This is a genomic window from Lutimonas halocynthiae (assembly GCF_030409835.1).
Lineage (GTDB): Bacteria > Bacteroidota > Bacteroidia > Flavobacteriales > Flavobacteriaceae > Lutimonas > Lutimonas halocynthiae.
On sequence record NZ_JAUFQO010000004.1, the window covers coordinates 185,337 to 201,433 of the forward strand.

The 16,097-nt window shown below is 35.5% G+C and carries 15 protein-coding genes; 6 read left to right on the forward strand and 9 right to left on the reverse strand.

The window, feature by feature from the left end; all coding sequences use genetic code 11:
- Nucleotides 1–8 precede the first annotated feature (8 nt).
- Together QWY87_RS06610 and QWY87_RS06615 are read right to left on the reverse strand one after the other, a co-directional pair.
- Nucleotides 9–2,420 carry a YfhO family protein gene (locus QWY87_RS06610; protein WP_290289652.1) on the reverse strand — a complete coding sequence of 804 codons (2,412 nt, stop codon included), beginning with the start codon at nucleotides 2,418–2,420 and terminating at the stop codon, nucleotides 9–11.
- A gap of 43 nt (nucleotides 2,421–2,463) precedes the next feature.
- The gene (locus QWY87_RS06615) at nucleotides 2,464–2,736 is read right to left on the reverse strand and encodes a DUF4834 family protein (RefSeq protein ID WP_290289654.1); all 273 of its coding nucleotides are present in this window, start codon (nucleotides 2,734–2,736) and stop codon (nucleotides 2,464–2,466) included.
- Between the two features lie 95 nt (nucleotides 2,737–2,831).
- Between QWY87_RS06615 and QWY87_RS06620 the strand changes: the two genes are divergently transcribed.
- The 6 genes from QWY87_RS06620 (at nucleotide 2,832) to QWY87_RS06645 (ending at nucleotide 8,541) form a co-directional block, all read left to right on the forward strand.
- Nucleotides 2,832–3,998: a transporter gene (locus QWY87_RS06620; protein ID WP_290289656.1), complete on the forward strand. Its 1,167-nt coding sequence runs from the start codon at nucleotides 2,832–2,834 to the stop codon at nucleotides 3,996–3,998.
- Nucleotides 3,999–4,007: 9 nt separating this feature from the next.
- Complete coding sequence (locus QWY87_RS06625) at nucleotides 4,008–5,135, forward strand: GTP cyclohydrolase (RefSeq protein WP_290289658.1); 1,128 nt, start codon at nucleotides 4,008–4,010, stop codon at nucleotides 5,133–5,135.
- Between the two features lie 62 nt (nucleotides 5,136–5,197).
- A complete protein-coding gene (locus tag QWY87_RS06630; protein WP_290289660.1) occupies nucleotides 5,198–5,911 on the forward strand; it encodes a 16S rRNA (uracil(1498)-N(3))-methyltransferase in 714 nt (237 codons plus the stop codon).
- An 11-nt stretch (nucleotides 5,912–5,922) separates the two neighbouring features.
- Entirely contained in the window at nucleotides 5,923–6,597 is a 675-nt protein-coding gene (locus tag QWY87_RS06635) for a DUF4159 domain-containing protein (RefSeq protein ID WP_290289663.1), read from the forward strand.
- A gap of 22 nt (nucleotides 6,598–6,619) precedes the next feature.
- A complete protein-coding gene (locus tag QWY87_RS06640) occupies nucleotides 6,620–7,531 on the forward strand; it encodes a bile acid:sodium symporter family protein (RefSeq protein WP_290289665.1) in 912 nt (303 codons plus the stop codon).
- Entirely contained in the window at nucleotides 7,528–8,541 is a 1,014-nt protein-coding gene (locus tag QWY87_RS06645; RefSeq protein WP_290289667.1) for a lysophospholipid acyltransferase family protein, read from the forward strand. The genes QWY87_RS06640 and QWY87_RS06645 overlap by 4 nt, the downstream gene beginning before the upstream one ends.
- Here QWY87_RS06645 and QWY87_RS06650 read toward each other — a convergent pair whose 3' ends face one another.
- The 7 genes from QWY87_RS06650 to QWY87_RS06680 form a co-directional block, all read right to left on the reverse strand.
- The gene (locus QWY87_RS06650) at nucleotides 8,542–11,448 is read right to left on the reverse strand and encodes a serine hydrolase domain-containing protein (RefSeq protein WP_290289669.1); all 2,907 of its coding nucleotides are present in this window, start codon (nucleotides 11,446–11,448) and stop codon (nucleotides 8,542–8,544) included.
- 104 nt (nucleotides 11,449–11,552) lie between these two features.
- Nucleotides 11,553–12,038, reverse strand: coding sequence for an ABC transporter ATPase (locus tag QWY87_RS06655; RefSeq protein WP_290289671.1), 486 nt, complete (start codon nucleotides 12,036–12,038; stop codon nucleotides 11,553–11,555).
- Nucleotides 12,039–12,042: 4 nt separating this feature from the next.
- On the reverse strand, nucleotides 12,043–12,861 hold the full coding sequence (locus QWY87_RS06660; protein ID WP_290289673.1) for an exonuclease domain-containing protein: 819 nt from the start codon (nucleotides 12,859–12,861) through the stop codon (nucleotides 12,043–12,045).
- Nucleotides 12,862–12,897: 36 nt separating this feature from the next.
- On the reverse strand, nucleotides 12,898–14,217 hold the full coding sequence (locus QWY87_RS06665) for a dihydrolipoamide acetyltransferase family protein (protein WP_290289675.1): 1,320 nt from the start codon (nucleotides 14,215–14,217) through the stop codon (nucleotides 12,898–12,900).
- A 190-nt stretch (nucleotides 14,218–14,407) separates the two neighbouring features.
- Nucleotides 14,408–14,578: an ATP-binding protein gene (locus QWY87_RS06670; protein WP_353959165.1), complete on the reverse strand. Its 171-nt coding sequence runs from the start codon at nucleotides 14,576–14,578 to the stop codon at nucleotides 14,408–14,410.
- Between the two features lie 127 nt (nucleotides 14,579–14,705).
- Nucleotides 14,706–15,293: a DUF4202 domain-containing protein gene (locus QWY87_RS06675; RefSeq protein WP_290289678.1), complete on the reverse strand. Its 588-nt coding sequence runs from the start codon at nucleotides 15,291–15,293 to the stop codon at nucleotides 14,706–14,708.
- Nucleotides 15,294–15,358: 65 nt separating this feature from the next.
- Nucleotides 15,359–15,943 carry a precorrin-2 dehydrogenase/sirohydrochlorin ferrochelatase family protein gene (locus tag QWY87_RS06680; RefSeq protein ID WP_290289681.1) on the reverse strand — a complete coding sequence of 195 codons (585 nt, stop codon included), beginning with the start codon at nucleotides 15,941–15,943 and terminating at the stop codon, nucleotides 15,359–15,361.
- Between the last annotated feature and the right edge of the window lie 154 nt (nucleotides 15,944–16,097).

Consider the following 16,097-nt stretch of genomic DNA (forward strand, 5'->3'; position numbering starts at 1 on the left):
AATGCGTTTTATGCTACTTTTTTCTTTCGTTCTCTTAGATACCAACCCAAAGGAATGAGGATTAAGAAACCATAAGAAATAAGAGAAATCATATTTCCTGTTGCTATAACCTTGGGTTCAAATTTAAACACTATATCATGCTCACCTGCCGGGACCAACAATGATCTTAAAACATAATTGGCTCTCATATGAGGTACCAATTGACCATCAATATAAGCATTCCATCCGTCCTCATAATAAATTTCAGAAAAAACAGCCAATTGATCTGTGCTTGAGACAGATTTATAAGTCATTTCATTTGCCTTATAAGACAGCAACTCTATTTTAGCTAATGAATCCCTTTGAAAACTATTTCCTTCCACATTCGATTCAAAAACTCGATTGAGAACTACTTTTCTCTTGGTGTCAAGGCTATCCAAGGCTTTAATTTCTTCATTTGCCGTGTCTACAAATACAATTTCGTTTACAAACCAGGCATTTCCATTCGCTTCCTCATTAAGCTGAATCGTCTCAATATTATTTTCACCAGGAAATATAAAATATTTGGTATTGAGCATATTCAAGACGTCAATATTATTCTTCCCAATATGAAAATCATATAATTCTTGATAGCGTCTTGGTTTTGCGGCATGATAGCCACCAATAGAATTGTGATAAAATGAAGTGCTACCATCATTCATAGGATTCACCATAAAATTCATTACACGATAGTGGCCTTTATCTTTTAGGATCTCCAATTGCATTCTGCTTATTTCAAAGGGCTTTTCAATTTTTGATTTACTGATAAAATCATCATTGTTGACATACCTCTTATCTATATTCACTAAATCAAGTAAAACCAATACCAGCAAGCCAATAATAACGATGTTTTTCTTAATTTTATTACCAATAAATAACCAGAGCATAGCCGCAATGATCACCACAAAAACTAAAGTTCTCAAGCTATCTTGAAAAAAGATCGTTCTTCTATCTTCTATTAAAACATCTGACAAACCAGCCAGCATTTGCTCATAGTTTGCATCTCTATAACTCTCGAAAGAAAAAAGATTGGCCCCAATGGCTGTAAAGAATAAGGCAATTCCAACAACTATAATACCAGCGTATTTAAACGCCTTCATCTTTTCTTCCTTACTATACTTATCATTCAGAAAATGATGAATTCCCAGAATTCCCAATAAAGGAACTGATACTTCTGCAATGACCTGTATTGATGAAACCGCCCTGAATTTATTATACAACGGAACGTAGTCAATGAAAAAATTAGTCACGACATCAAAATTCTTTCCCCAGCTTAATACTATTGAAAATATGGTCGCTGCAACCAACCATTTCTTCAAGGGGCTTTTAATCAAAAAGGCTCCCAGGAAAAACAAATAAATAAAAACTGCTCCAATATAGGGTGGCGCGGCAACGATAGGTTGGTCTCCCCAATACATAGGGGCGTTTTCAGCAAATCCTAAGGCTTGTTTCCTTCCGGCTTTATCCTTTAAATATCGATACGTAAAACTTTCCTTATCCAGTTTCTCATTATTTGACCCTCCCATAAAACGAGGTATAAACAGATCAAATGTTTCCATCAAACCGAAACTGTATTCAGTTATATAGGCTTTAGATAATCCTGAAGATATTTCTTTCGGACTACCGTCCGGGTTAATCGTTAATTCACTTTTGCTTCGTGTGCTATGTGCTGCATACTCCTTGGTTGCCAGCAAACTCGTCGCATTGACTCCCACTGCCAGAATAACTGCTCCAATCAGCAATCCGACTTGTTTTGCAAAGTCAGGTAATTCTTTATCCTTAACAGCCTGAATGAGATAAATTACGCCAAATATCAATACTGAAAACAACAGGTAATAAGTCATTTGAGGGTGGCTTGCATTAATCTCTAAAGCCATAGCAAGTGCCATCAAAACAAATCCAAGAAGGTATCTTTTTTGAAAGACCAGTAAAAGGCCAGACAAGACAAATGGCATATAAGCAATAGCATGTGCCTTTGCATTATGTCCTACACCTAAAATAATGATTAAATAAGTTGAAAAACCAAACCCTAAAGCTCCGACAATAGCAAGTTTCCAGTCTACTTTTAATACTGATAGTAACAAGAAAAATCCTAAAAAATATAGGAATAAATAATCCGCAGGCCTGGGTAAAAACCTAAGCAAGCCATCCAATTTTTTAATATAATCATTAGGATAGTACGTACTTAACTGATAGGTAGGCATGCCACCAAAAGCCCTATTTGTCCAGTAAGGTTCTTCGTGATATTGATCTCTATACTCCTTCACTTCCTTAGACATACCCCTAAATTGAGCAATGTCTGACTGGAAAAGCTCCTTGCCTTCTAAAACAGGTGAAAAATAAGCCAATGAAATGATTACAAAACTGAGTACGGCCACCAATATTGGTAAGAACCTCTTCATCTTTATGGGTGATTCGCTAAATTTATTGCTATCCTTAGCTGGATTAGTCATCAACTTCTTCAAAATCTACGTATTCGCCAACGCTATTATTACTTTCTTTTCTTTGAACTGGCTGCTTATCCACAACTGTTTCTCCTTCTTTCACATGATCAGCGGGCTTTTGATACCCTTGTTGCTCTCTTGCTTTTTTCTCAAAATTTCTGACTACTTTTTGCATCAGTATTGGGAGAAGTACCCTCGCCAACCATTTGAAAGCATAATACCCAAGAATAAGGATCAAAATGAACCATAAACCCTGAATTGAGGCCTTCTCCATAATTTTCAAATTTAATTTTCAAAAATAACAATTTGCAGACAACTTCAGCGTTTATATAATGAAAAACTTACTTTTGATCAAATTATAAGTTGAACATGAAATCCTTTCTTACGACCCTAGTCCTTCTGCTATTGGCAGAATTTTCTTATGCCCAATATACAGAGGTGATTAACTCCCGAAGGCCGGGATATTCAGACAGTCCATATAGTGTGGGAACCAAAGTCTATCAGGTTGAAGCAGGTCTATTTTATAAAAATGTCGGCGGGTATCTCTATTACGACCCCATCCTCGAAGAAACTTTTGATTATAGTGCTTCCAGTTTTGGTTCAGATATTACGTTTAGAACCGGCCAATTTTTCGAACAATTAGAATTTCTTCTGGATATGGCAATTGTCAGCGAAAGCAGAGACTATACAAGACCAGATGAAGTTAGCGAATCCGCCTTCGGATTTAGTAAATTGACCTTAGGTGCCAAATACATGGTTTACAAACCTAAGTATACAGATAAAACAAAAGAAATAAGAAGTTGGGAAGCCAGACATAGTTTTGACAAAAGAAGACTTATTCCTGCAGTAGGAGTTTATGCTGGTTTAAATACGAACTTATTGACTGAATTACATAAAAATCAAGAAGGAATCAGCCCTAGGTTTGGACTTTACACACAGAATGATCTTTCAAACAGGCTGATTGTCTTATTGAATTTCATTGCTGATAAAGCTTTTACCAATGAAGCCGAAAACTCATATATCATTACGGTTACTTACACCTTGGCCGAAAAATGGTCAATTTTCGGAGAAAATCAGGGCTTTTATAGGAAAAATGTTCCTAACGATTATCAATTCGGAGCCGGAGGTGCATACCTGATCAATCCCAACATGCAAGCCGATTTCTCTGGGCGAATGATCTTTGATGAACGCGGTGATAATACTTATATTATCGGTGGCGGGATATCATGGAGACTCGATAAGCACAAGGATAAAATAATCGTTGGAAAAACCGACAATAACGAAGAAGGCGCAGCCAAGGAAAAGAAAAGCTTCCTTAATACCATTACGTTTGGCTTATTTGCAGGAGGCAAATCTTCAAATAATGGAAAAATGCGTGATGTAAAGAGTTCTAAGGTTAAAACAAGAGATATTGAAGCTCCTGTAAACAAAAAAGCGCAAAAAGCAAGGAAGAAACAAAACGACAGACTGGTCAAAGAACAAAAACAAAAAGAAAAAGCTCAAAAAAAATACAATAAAAAATCAGAAAACGACTAATTTTGTCGGATGATAAAAATCCAGGAGATTTCAACGAAAAAGGAACTTAAGCAATTTGTTAAGTTTCCGTTTTCCTTATACAAGGCTAATAAATACTGGGTTCCACCTATTATAAGTGAAGAAGTAGAAAGCTTTGACAAAGATAAAAATCCTGTATTTGATCATGCAGATGCGCGCTTTTTTATCGCGTTAAAAGACGGAAAAATAGTCGGAAGAGTGGCCGCCATCGTAAACAAATTAGAGATTGATGTTCAAAAAGTACCCAGAATGCGTTTTGGTTGGATCGACTTTATCGATGATTTGGATGTCAGCAAAGCACTTTTAGACAAAATTTTAGAAATAGGTAAAAAAGAAAACCTCGAGTTTATTGAAGGACCTCTTGGTTTTTCTAATTTAGACAAGGTTGGTGTTCTAACCGAAGGCTTTGACTCATTAAGTACTATGATTACCTGGTATAATTACCCATATTATATTGAACATTATAAAAAACATGGACTGATCACTGGTCAAAAGTTTATTGAAACCAAGTTTTTTCTGGAGGATGTGGATATCAACAAATACAGAAGATATGCCTCAGTTATTAGAGAAAGATATAAATTAAGGGCCATAAATTTTAACTCGACCAAAGAAGTATTGCCCTATGTTGAAGAAATGTTCAAACTGTTTAATGAAGCCTACGCAGATCTTTCTTCTTTTGTGCCTGTAACTGACAAACAAATCGCCTATTTAAAAAAGAAATTTATCGGTTTTATCAATCCTGAGTATATCAAATTTATCGTTGATGAAAAGGGCAGATTAATTACCTTTTCGATTACCATGCCCTCTTTTGCAACAGCACTCCAAAAAGCAAATGGCAAATTGTTTCCTACCGGGTTTATGCATCTATTAAAGGCCAAAAAACATTCTAAATCTTCTGTTTTTTTCTTAATCGGAATACTTCCCGAATATCAGAAAAAGGGGGTTACCGCCATTGTTTTTGATGAATTTTTCAAAACCTATAAAGAAAAAGGAGTTCATGAAATGATAATTACTCCCGAATTAGAGGAAAACAAAGATATCCAGCTCATTTGGAAAAATTTTAAGCCTAATGTCTACAAAAGAAGATGCACAATGCGGAAAGATATTATTTTAGATTGATAATTTGCATTGACACAAAGTCACCAGAATTAATTACATTTAGACTTGTCGTTTAGTACACTATGCAGCTTTTTTACAACCCTCATATAAACACTGATCAGAAAACGCTTTCTTTCAATAAAGAGGAAAGTCGGCATATTGTCAAAGTCTTGCGGAAATCTGATGGAGATCAGTTAAATATTACTGATGGAAAAGGTAAATTATTCAAAGTAGAGATCCTTCAGGCACATGATAAGAAATGCATAGTTGAAATTAAATCATGGATAGAGAAACCGAAGGCATGGGACTATTATTTGCACGTCGCCATTGCTCCTACCAAGATGAACGATCGCTTTGAATGGTTTCTTGAAAAAGCAACAGAGATTGGAATTGACGAAGTGACGCCAATTATTTGTGAGCATTCTGAAAGAAAACAAGTAAAAACTGAACGCCTGGAAAAAGTCATCCTTTCTGCGATGAAACAATCCTTAAAATTTAAACTTCCGATTTTAAATGAGCCTAAAAAACTAATTGATTTTATTTCGAAAAAAGATTGGGATCTCGGCTTGATTGCGCATTGCGAGGATGGGCTTAAAAAAGATATGAAATCCTATTTCCCAATGCGGCAAAAGATCATGATTCTTATTGGCCCTGAAGGGGACTTTTCTCCTTCAGAAATTGAGCTGGCCCTCCAACAAGGCATCAAACCGGTGAGCTTTGGTGAGAATAGGTTAAGAACTGAAACTGCCGGCATCGTTGCTTGCAGTTATACTGCATTACTCAACCAAATCCTATAAAAAATATGACAATGAAGACTACAATTAATAAGAATAAAGGCGCCCACTTAAAATCGTTGTTCCTCTTAATTTGTCTTTTATCCATAATTCACAGTACAGCACAAGAAGTGGCTATATTAAAATATGAAGGTGGTGGTGACTGGTATGCAAATCCTACCGCAGTTCCGAATCTAATTCGATTTTGCAATGAAAATATAAAAACCAAGCTCAATGAAAAGCCTCGAAATGTAGAGACACAAAGCAAGGAGATATACAATTTTCCGATTGTTTTTTTAACAGGTCACGGGAACGTATTTTTCTCTGAAACGGACAGCAATAATCTAAGAGATTATTTAATTTCAGGTGGCTTTCTGCATATCTCAGACAATTATGGGCTGAATGATTTTATCCGAAAAGAGATGAAAAAAGTGTTTCCTGAACTTGAATTTCAAGAAATACCCTTTGACCATGCGATCTACCATCAAAGCTATAATTTTAGTACCTTACCAAAAATTCATGAACATGACCAAGCAGCAGCCCAAGGGTTTGGTTTGTTTTTTGAAGGGAGGCTCATTTGTTTTTATGATTATGAAAGCGATTTGAGCGATGGCTGGGAAGATGAAATAGTCCACAACAATCCTCCTGAAGTAAGACTTAAAGCCCTTCAAATGGGAGCTAATATTATTTCATACGCTTTTAAAAACTAATTGAAATTTGATACTATAAAACATGGTTGATACTATTGATGATATACAAATACATTTTAATTCAGATAATCTCTGGGTTGTAAATCTCACTTTATCACTGGTCATGTTTGGGGTGGCATTGGATATCAAAATGTCTGATTTCACAAACCTTTTAAAATCCCCAAAACCAGTTATCGTAGGTATCATTTCTCAATTTATTTTAATTCCACTAGTCACTTTTTTAATGATTATTGTAATTGATCCTTATCCAAGTGTTGCATTAGGAATGATAATGGTTGCCGCCTGCCCCGGTGGGAATATTTCAAATTTTATGACCAAGCTGGCAAATGGAAATACGGCACTTTCAGTTAGTCTAACTGCCTTTGCCTCATTAGCGGCCCTTATTATGACGCCATTAAATTTCGCAATCTGGGGTAGCTTTTATGAACCGACGTCTGAAATTCTTAAATCTGTTGAAGTTTCGCCGATGGAAGTTGCCAGGTTTGTTTTACTAATTCTTGGTATTCCTTTGGTTATAGGTATGGTCATCAATAATTACCACCCAAATTTTGCATCTAAAGCGTCGCGCTTGTTAAAACCTATATCAATCTTGATCTTTCTGGCATTTATTGCCGGAGCTTTTTACAATAACCTCGATATCTTTTTAACCCATATACATTATGTTTTTATTTTGGTTATCGCTCATAATACTGTCTTATTATTGGTCGGTTTTTATTTTGCAAAAGTCAACAAACTCACTTATCTCGATCAAAAAACACTGAGTATTGAAACTGGAATACAAAATTCTGGCCTTGGCTTATTACTTGTTTTTAGTTTTTTTGACGGTTTGGGAGGTATGGCGCTTCTTGTTGCCTTTTGGGCTATTTGGGATATACTATCCGGATTATTGATTGCCTATTTCTGGTCTGATAAAAAGAAAATAAAGGCATCATGAAAAAGATTTGGTACCTTTTTGTAAAATACTACATGCGAGCTGGTTTTGCCTTTTATTTTAAAAAGATCCAAGTAAGTGGCGTTAAAAATATTCCGAGAAAGAAAGCCGTTTTGTTTGTCGCAAATCATCAAAACGCCTTAGTTGACCCGCTTTTAATTGGAGCCTTAACGCCAAGGGAGTTGAATTTCTTAACAAGAGCCGATGTATTTGACAAACCATTGATAAGAATGCTCCTGTCAACGGTTAACATGCTACCAATTTACAGGATAAAAGATGGTCGAAACAACCTTTCCAAGAATGAAGAGGTCTTTCAAAAATGCCATAAAATTCTGAATAAGAAAGGAACTGTATTGATATTCCCTGAGGGGAATCACAATATCAAAAGAAGGTTAAGAGTTCTTAGTAAAGGCTTTACAAGAATCGTTTTTGGTGCACTTGAAAGAAATCCTGAGCAAGAAATATGTGTTGTACCCGTCGGCATTAATTATACCAATGCAAAAAAATATGGCTCAAGTGTGCATCTCATTTATGGAGATCCTATCAGCATAAATAATCTCGCCCCCTTAAGTCAGAATTCCAAGTTAAAAAATGAAGTCAGTGAGGCTTTAAAAGAATTGATCAGCCATATTGAAGATTTAGACCATTATGATGATATAGAAAAATCGTTTAAGGAAGAACATTTTATGGATCCTGTCGAAGTCAACAAACAAATACAAAACATTCAACTCCCAGTCAGTACTACACATGACGAAAGTGATCAATTTAATTTACTAAGTCCTTTTATTAAAGTGAACAGTTTTATCCCACTTCTGTTCTGGAAATATTTTTATCCTAAAATAAAAGAAGAAGAATTTATAGCAACCTTTCGATTTACAATTGGAATTACCTTATTCCCTTTAGTCTATCTCTTACAGGCCTATTTGATCAGTCATTTTTTTGGAAATACAATTGGCCTGATCTATTTAGTAATGAGCTTTTTATTCGTCTATCTATTCGTAAAATCAAAATGATTATTGAATTATAGCTTCTTGAATCAATTGTTGAACCACGGTTCTTATATCAGCCTCTCCTAACTTATTATTTTCTCTTGTTGGATAAACTCTGTTCGATAGAAATACATAAACTATTTCTGTTTCTGGATCGGCAAAAGTATAGGTTCCGGTATATCCGCTATGACCAAAACTTTTAAAGGAAATACAGCCACAAGTAGCCATAGACTCATCGAGTTGTGGCTTATCAAACCCTAAACCACGTCTCACACCTTTATCTTCAAAATAGCGACGGTTAAATTTGTCAAAAGATTCAGGTTTAAAGTAACTGTCGCCCCCATAATAACCCTTTTGCAAATACATCTGCATCATCTTTGCCACATCATTAGAAGTTCCGAATAAGCCAGCGTTTCCACTAATGCCTCCCATCATAGCAGCTCCCTCATCATGCACTGTTCCATGTAAAAGTTGGTGTCTGAAAAATTCATCTTCTTCTGTAGGGACAATTCTTGATTTAGGAAACTTGTTTAAGGGATTATACACTAATGTGGTAGCTCCTAAAGGCCCATAAAAATTATCGTGATTCAACTGATCCATTGGTTCTTCATACACCCGTTCCATATAATCCTTGAATAGATAAAATGGTAAGCCACTATACTTATATTCCAAAATTTCACGCTGAGGTGCCTCCGCAATTAACTGGAAAATAGTGTCTTTGTAATCAGTTCTGAGGTACAGATTCTCAGCTACTTTAATACTGAATTTAGTTGAACTTTTATCACTGAAGTATTCCTTCTTAGGCGTATTATCTTTCCCTTCAACCATCGTTACATAATATGGAATATATGGCATTAGCTTTGCATAATGCGCTAAAGCTTCCCTCACTGTAACAGTATCTTTATTACTATCCTTTAATACAGGCATGAGATCGCCCATTGGAGCGTCTAAATCAAATTTGCCCTCTTCTTCTGCTTTAATAATCATGGGTAAACCCCCTAGAATCTTCGTTACAGAAGCCAAATCATAGATACTATTATTATCTACTTTTTTTTTTTCGTCATAAGTATAATACCCATAACTTTTTCTATACACAACTTTTCCGTGTCGGGCAACCAGAACCTGCATTCCGGGTGCCATAGACGAATCCATGACCACAGTTGCTACAGAATCAATTCTTTGAAGTTTCTTAAGATCCAAGCCCACGTCTTTAGGAATTGAATAGCCCAACCTGTTTATTCCAGCTAATTGCAAACCAGATCCAACTTTAAAATGATCATTAATATTTACAGGTAATGCCCCTTTGATATCAAGTGCTCCAAAAATCATCTGGGCAGATAAATCTTGTGCCAATGCCGTATTCTGGTATGATACGATCACGCCATCAATATCCTCAAAAGAGTCAATTTTCAGTAAACTATACGGGCTTGCAAACACATCCAGAATAACTTTATGATGCTTAGCGATCTCTTTAAGAATCAATAGGTTGCTATCCTTAATTTTATAATTTGCATAGGCACCCAGGCTCGTGTGAAAACTAACGATTACCGTCTCGTATCCTTGCAATTTCTTTGAAATTTCAGCTGCTGTTTGACCAGAAATTACATCGACTTGTGTATAATCTTTTAAACGATTTACAAAAGTGCTGTTATTGTGTTTTCCAAATTTGACATACGCCACCTTATTTTTCCCGAGGTTCTTTATTGGTAAAACATCATTTTTGTTTTGAACCAGAGTAACAGAATTCTCTACTAACCTGCGATTCAACAAATCATCTTCAACTGTATGAAGATCCTTCATTAAGTTTTCAACCTGCAGGGGTTTAAATTGATGTAATCCGGCCCAATATTTGGTTTTCAAAATTTTCTCAACAGATTCATCCAAACGACTCTCTGTAAGTTTTCCTTCTTTAATCGCTTTCTTAAACAATTGAATTGACTTCACAACATTCAAGGGTACATCTAATAAATCATTTCCGGCTAATATGGCTTGTAAATTTATTTCCTCTGAAGAGGCGAAATCTGCTGACCCCTTCATGTTCAGTGCATCAGTAACGATCAAACCTTTAAAGCCCATCTTTTCTTTTAACAATCCGGTCACGATATTGTGAGACAATGAAGAAGGTAAATTCGCATTGGGTTCTAAGGCCGGTATACTGAGATGTGCTATCATAGTTGCTCCAATCCCTTCCTTGAAAATCTCTTTATAAGGATATAATTCAATAGAATCTAACCTGATCGTATCATGTAAAACTGATGGTAAGGTTTTATGAGAATCCTGGGCCGTATCCCCATGACCCGGGAAGTGTTTAGCACAGGCCATAATATTCTCACTTTGAATTCCTTTGGTGAAGGCTATCGCTTTGCGCGTTACGTTGAGTCTGTCTTCTCCGTAAGAACGATTTCCAATCACCGGATTAAGCGGGTTGGTATTTACATCTACAACAGGAGCAAAATTAATATGAACGCCTTCCCTTTTCATATGCGTCCCCATTTGTTTACCCATGTCAAATAACAAATCGTCATTGCGTATAGCTCCTAAAGCCATATTATAAGGAAAAGCTACGGTGTTCTTTAGCCTCATTCTCAAGCCCCATTCACCGTCTATTCCAATTAAAAGAGGAACTTTCGAAAGACTCTGGTATTCATTTGTTAATTCTACCTGCTTGATCGCCTGATCCTGAAAAAATATCAGGGCCCCGATATGGTGTTCAGTAATAAGATTTTTTATGAATTTTTCGTGCTCGGCGTCCTTATTTGTATAGGCCGCCACCATAAATAGCTGTCCTATCTTTTCTTCGACACTCATGGTTTTCATGATACTGTCAACCCACCTGTCTTGTGCGATACTGTCTTTAGTCTTTAATGGGTCTTTTTGTGCCTGGACCTGAACGGTCAATAGCAGCATCAATAGTGCTACAATTTTATTCATGGAAACTAATTTAAGGATGTAAATAACTAAATGGTTTGGTCCAATTAATAATTTATTAACAGTAAAAATAAGGCTTGCTAATTTGGCTATGCAAATTAAAGAAATTAGTTAAAATAACGACTATGCCAGCTCATATTTGCAGGAACTTCCCAAGTCAAGTCTAAATCACCTTTATTCTGAATCATATTATTAAAAACCAATGTGTCAGGATGTATCTTATCAGCCTTTACATATTTTTGAAAATCGGCAAGTGAAACAACATTGATATGTTCACCATTTTTAAAAGCTGTATTCAGCTTATTCAAAAGCTCTAACTTAAATTCGTTTTCGAAGCTTTTAAAAACATGGGTCGATGCATCAATAGAACAACCAGAAACCTGGTTAAAAGACTCATCTACTGCCAAAACGATAAAGTGCTTATATTTGATCGAGAAAGATGCTTTGAGATCATCTCCATGTCGGGTCCATTCATTTACAAAATCTGTCAATTTTGACGAAATAATACCCATCTCTTCCTCAGTAAATTCTCTGCTGGATTGATAAACCCAAACTCTAGAACTATCCTTTAACGTATCAAAATCTACATACATCTTCTTAAATCTTTTTATTAAATTTATTTTGCAAGTCTTCAAGGGTACTAATTGATTTCTTTGCACTCATTGTCTCTTTTATCCCAGTAAGAACTTTTTTAGTATAAAGTGGAAAATCAGCATTTTGAATCCAACTATAATAACCTGGATTCTCTCTAAACACATCAACAACCTTTCTACCCTTGTATTTTCCAAAGGAGAAGATCTCAACATTTTCTGCATCTAATATGATGAAACCAGCAAAATCAGCACGTTTATTATGAGAAGAAAATTCGCTTAAAAAAGCTACATCATCCTGCACATCATCATACTTTGCAATCTGTGCTTCCAGAATTTCAAAAGTAGCCATTGTATCTGCTTCAGCAGAGTGTGCATTTTCAAGTGTTTTACCACAATAGAACGCATAACCGGCACCAAGCGTTCTTTGCTCCTTTTTATGAAAAATCACTTGCACATCTATGGCCTTTCTGTTTTCCATGTCAAAATTCACTTTGGCACGAAGCATCTCTTCAGCCAACAGCGGAATATCAAACCTGTTTGAATTAAAACCAGCAAGGTCAGCACCTTCTAAGATCTTACTTACTTCTTCGGCCAATTCAGAAAATTTTGGTTCGGTAACCACCCTTTCATTTGTAATACCATGAATATCCGACGCTTCCTTAGGAATTTCGATCTCTGGATTTACCAGTTTAGTCCAACTTTCTTTGTTTCCGTTTGGATATACTTTCAAAATTGAGATCTCCACTATTCTGTCAGTGGCTATTTGGATTCCAGTAGTTTCCAAGTCAAAGAAAACAATTGGTTTTTCAAGTTTAATATTCATCTTAATGAAATGATATTGAAATTAATTTTTGATATTTTAGAAGCTGGTATTGATATCCCAGGCTTCAAGATAGTCTCCAACTCGTTTAGCAAACATACTACCTAAAGCGCCATTTACAACACGATGGTCATACGAATGTGAAAGAATCATCTTATGTCTTATCCCTATCAAGTCTCCTTCTGGTGTTTCAATAACAGCAGGAATTTTACGAATAGATCCAAGGGCCAAAATTCCTACCTGAGGCTGATTGATAATAGGAGTTCCCATAATACTTCCAAATGACCCCACATTGGTTACAGTAAAAGTACCGCCTTGTACGTCATCCGGATTCAATTTCCCGGCTCTAGATCTTTTTGCCAAATCATTTACTGCTTTGGTCATGCCCACAAGATTCAATTGATCAGCTCTTTTAATAACAGGAACAATTAAGTTCCCATCTGCCAAGGCAGCAGCCATACCAAGATTAATATCTTTATGTTTTAAAATTCTATCTCCATCAACAGAAATATTCATCATAGGGAAATCACGAATAGCTTTAGCGATAGCTTCCATAAAAATTGGGGTAAAAGTAATCTTCTCTCCTTCCTTTCTTAAAAATTCATCCTTTACTTTTTCTCTCCATCTTACTACATTAGTAACATCTACTTCCACAAAACTTTGAACATGAGCGGAAGTTCTAAGAGAATCCACCATATGTTTGGAAATTAACTTACCCATTCTAGTCATCTCGATGACTTCATCGCCTAATGCCGGAGGAGCTGTTACCATCTCTGGAGCTTGCGATACACTTTTTGAAACCGGCTGGGCAGCATTTGATTCTTTCTTAGGAACAGCAGTTTGTCTATTGCCTTCAATATAGGCAAGGATATCATTTTTGGTTATTCTTTGATCTTTTCCACTTCCTTTAATGCCTTCCAATTCAGCAAGGCTAATACCTTCAGTTTTGGCAATGTTCTTAACTAAAGGTGAAAAGAACTTCCCACTAGGTGAGTTCAATTCTGAAACCACATTAGTTACTTCCGCCGTCTTAGCCTTTACAGATTCTACAGTTGGTAAGTCTTCAGGAACCGTTTCTACAACATCCTTTTTTACATCTGAAACTACTTCTCCACTACCATTTGTCTCAATAACTGCTATGACCTGCCCTACTCCGACAATTTCATCAACTTCAAAAAACCTTTCTATCAAGACTCCTTCTACTTCACTTGGCACTTCAGAGTCAACCTTGTCAGTAGCAATTTCAACGATAGCTTCATCCATTTCAATGGTTTCACCTACTTCCTTTAACCAGGAAGTAATGGTTGCTTCAGCAACACTTTCACCCATTTTTGGCAATTTCAACTCAAATTTTGACATTTTGATGGCTATTTTAGGGGCAAATTTAAGAAATAAAATAGATACTATTTAGGAGTTTTTAACTATCCTTCTTTTTACTGAATAAAAATTAATAAAAAAGCCAATTTATTACGAATTTCACATGGGATAATGAATCGGAGCTGCTCAACATAGCTCCTTTAACTATTTTCACAAGCCTAATTCAAATATATCAACCAGATGTCAAAGCACTTGAAAGATCAACGTTAATCGTTATTCTAGTACCTTTTCCTTTTTCTGAATTGATAAAAATCCTACCATTGATATAACTGATTCTCTCTCGCATAAAAAACAAACCTAAACCAGAATCTTTTTCGGTATCCTCAATATCGCTTAAATCAATGCCCTATTAACAATTATAGCGTAGTAGTTCATAAATTTGCAAATGAAGAAAGTATTAGAAACTTTAAAAAATAGCCTGATGGGCTTTAGTCCTAATTGTTATCCCTTAACATATTCGTCTTTAAAATTTAGGACAAAGCTTTCGAAATCAGTTCCTGAGAGTCAACTGATAAATGTAATTTCAAAGCTGCCTCCTGACCTTTGGCTGACATTTTTTTCCAGGTTTTTCGCAAAATGTTGATCATTTTTTCTTCGTTATACTTTTTAGAAAATTTTTCAAAATAAAATTCTAAAAAAACCAGACAGATCACATCCTCAAGGGTCTGCGTCAATTCATTCTGCTTCAACTGCTTTTTTAAGAGTAGAAATCTAACCGATTCAACCAATTCATCATCGTATCCTACATCTTTTAAAATTTCAGAAGCTTTATCAGCATGAAAAGTCTTGAGGTCATTTCTCCATTTTAAATACCCTACCCGATTCATTTCATAGTCTTCTCTCGGTATTTCCCATCTTCTTATATGCTGGCATCTTACCGCCAATTTAAGAGACGTTTCTGCCTCCGGACAAAACTTATCTAAGCGCATAGTCATTCGGTTGGCATATAAAAGTTCTTTGGAAAACGTTTTGCCTTCAAACAACTCTTTATTAGGATCATTTTCATTTGATTGGTCGAACAAATTAATAGCAGCTACAAACTTTTGAGAATCGATCATGTGTTTTATTGTAATCTAAGTTATACAGATAAGAAATCCTTTATTAAGATGGCAATCTAGAATAATCAGCCTTTTTTAATCTTGATCATTTCTTTAGTAATCTCATTCATTTTTGATACTTTTTCTTCAAAATCGCCTTTGATGGTCTTTCGATAGGTATTGAGATTTTCGACGAATTCGTTCATGTTTTCGGGTAAAACTTCTTCAAAAAACTGTCTTAATCTCTTGGCAGCAGTTGGCGATTTCCCATTAGTGGAAATCGCAATTTTAATACTTCCTTTAGTTACGATCCCTCCCATATAAAAATCACAATAGGTTGGGTTATCGGCCAAATTCACTAGTATATTTTCTTTTTTACAATCGTGATACACTTGCAGATTAACGTCTAGATCATCAGTAGTAGCGATCACCATCTGTCTTCCTTTTAAAAAACTGCTTTTATATGCCTCCTCCACTAAAGAAACATTGTATCCTTTGGCAAGAGAAATAACTTCAGGAATAAATGCTTTAGAAACCATAGTAACATTAGCAGATGGGCTGGATTTCAAAAGAAAGGTCAATTTTTCCAGGCCTACATTACCTCCTCCAACAATCAGCACGTCTAAGACAGCAACTTTTAAAAATACAGGATACAGTTCGTTCTTTTCCAAATTAAATCGTTTTGAATAATTCTTAATTTAAGAATAATGAATAATTGATCAAAAATAATTGATTTTGCGAAACACCTTGTCAAACTTTTTCAATTTTATTTACTAAAGTCAAGATAGTATGATGAAAATCATAAAAATTGCTAAGTCTATCTCC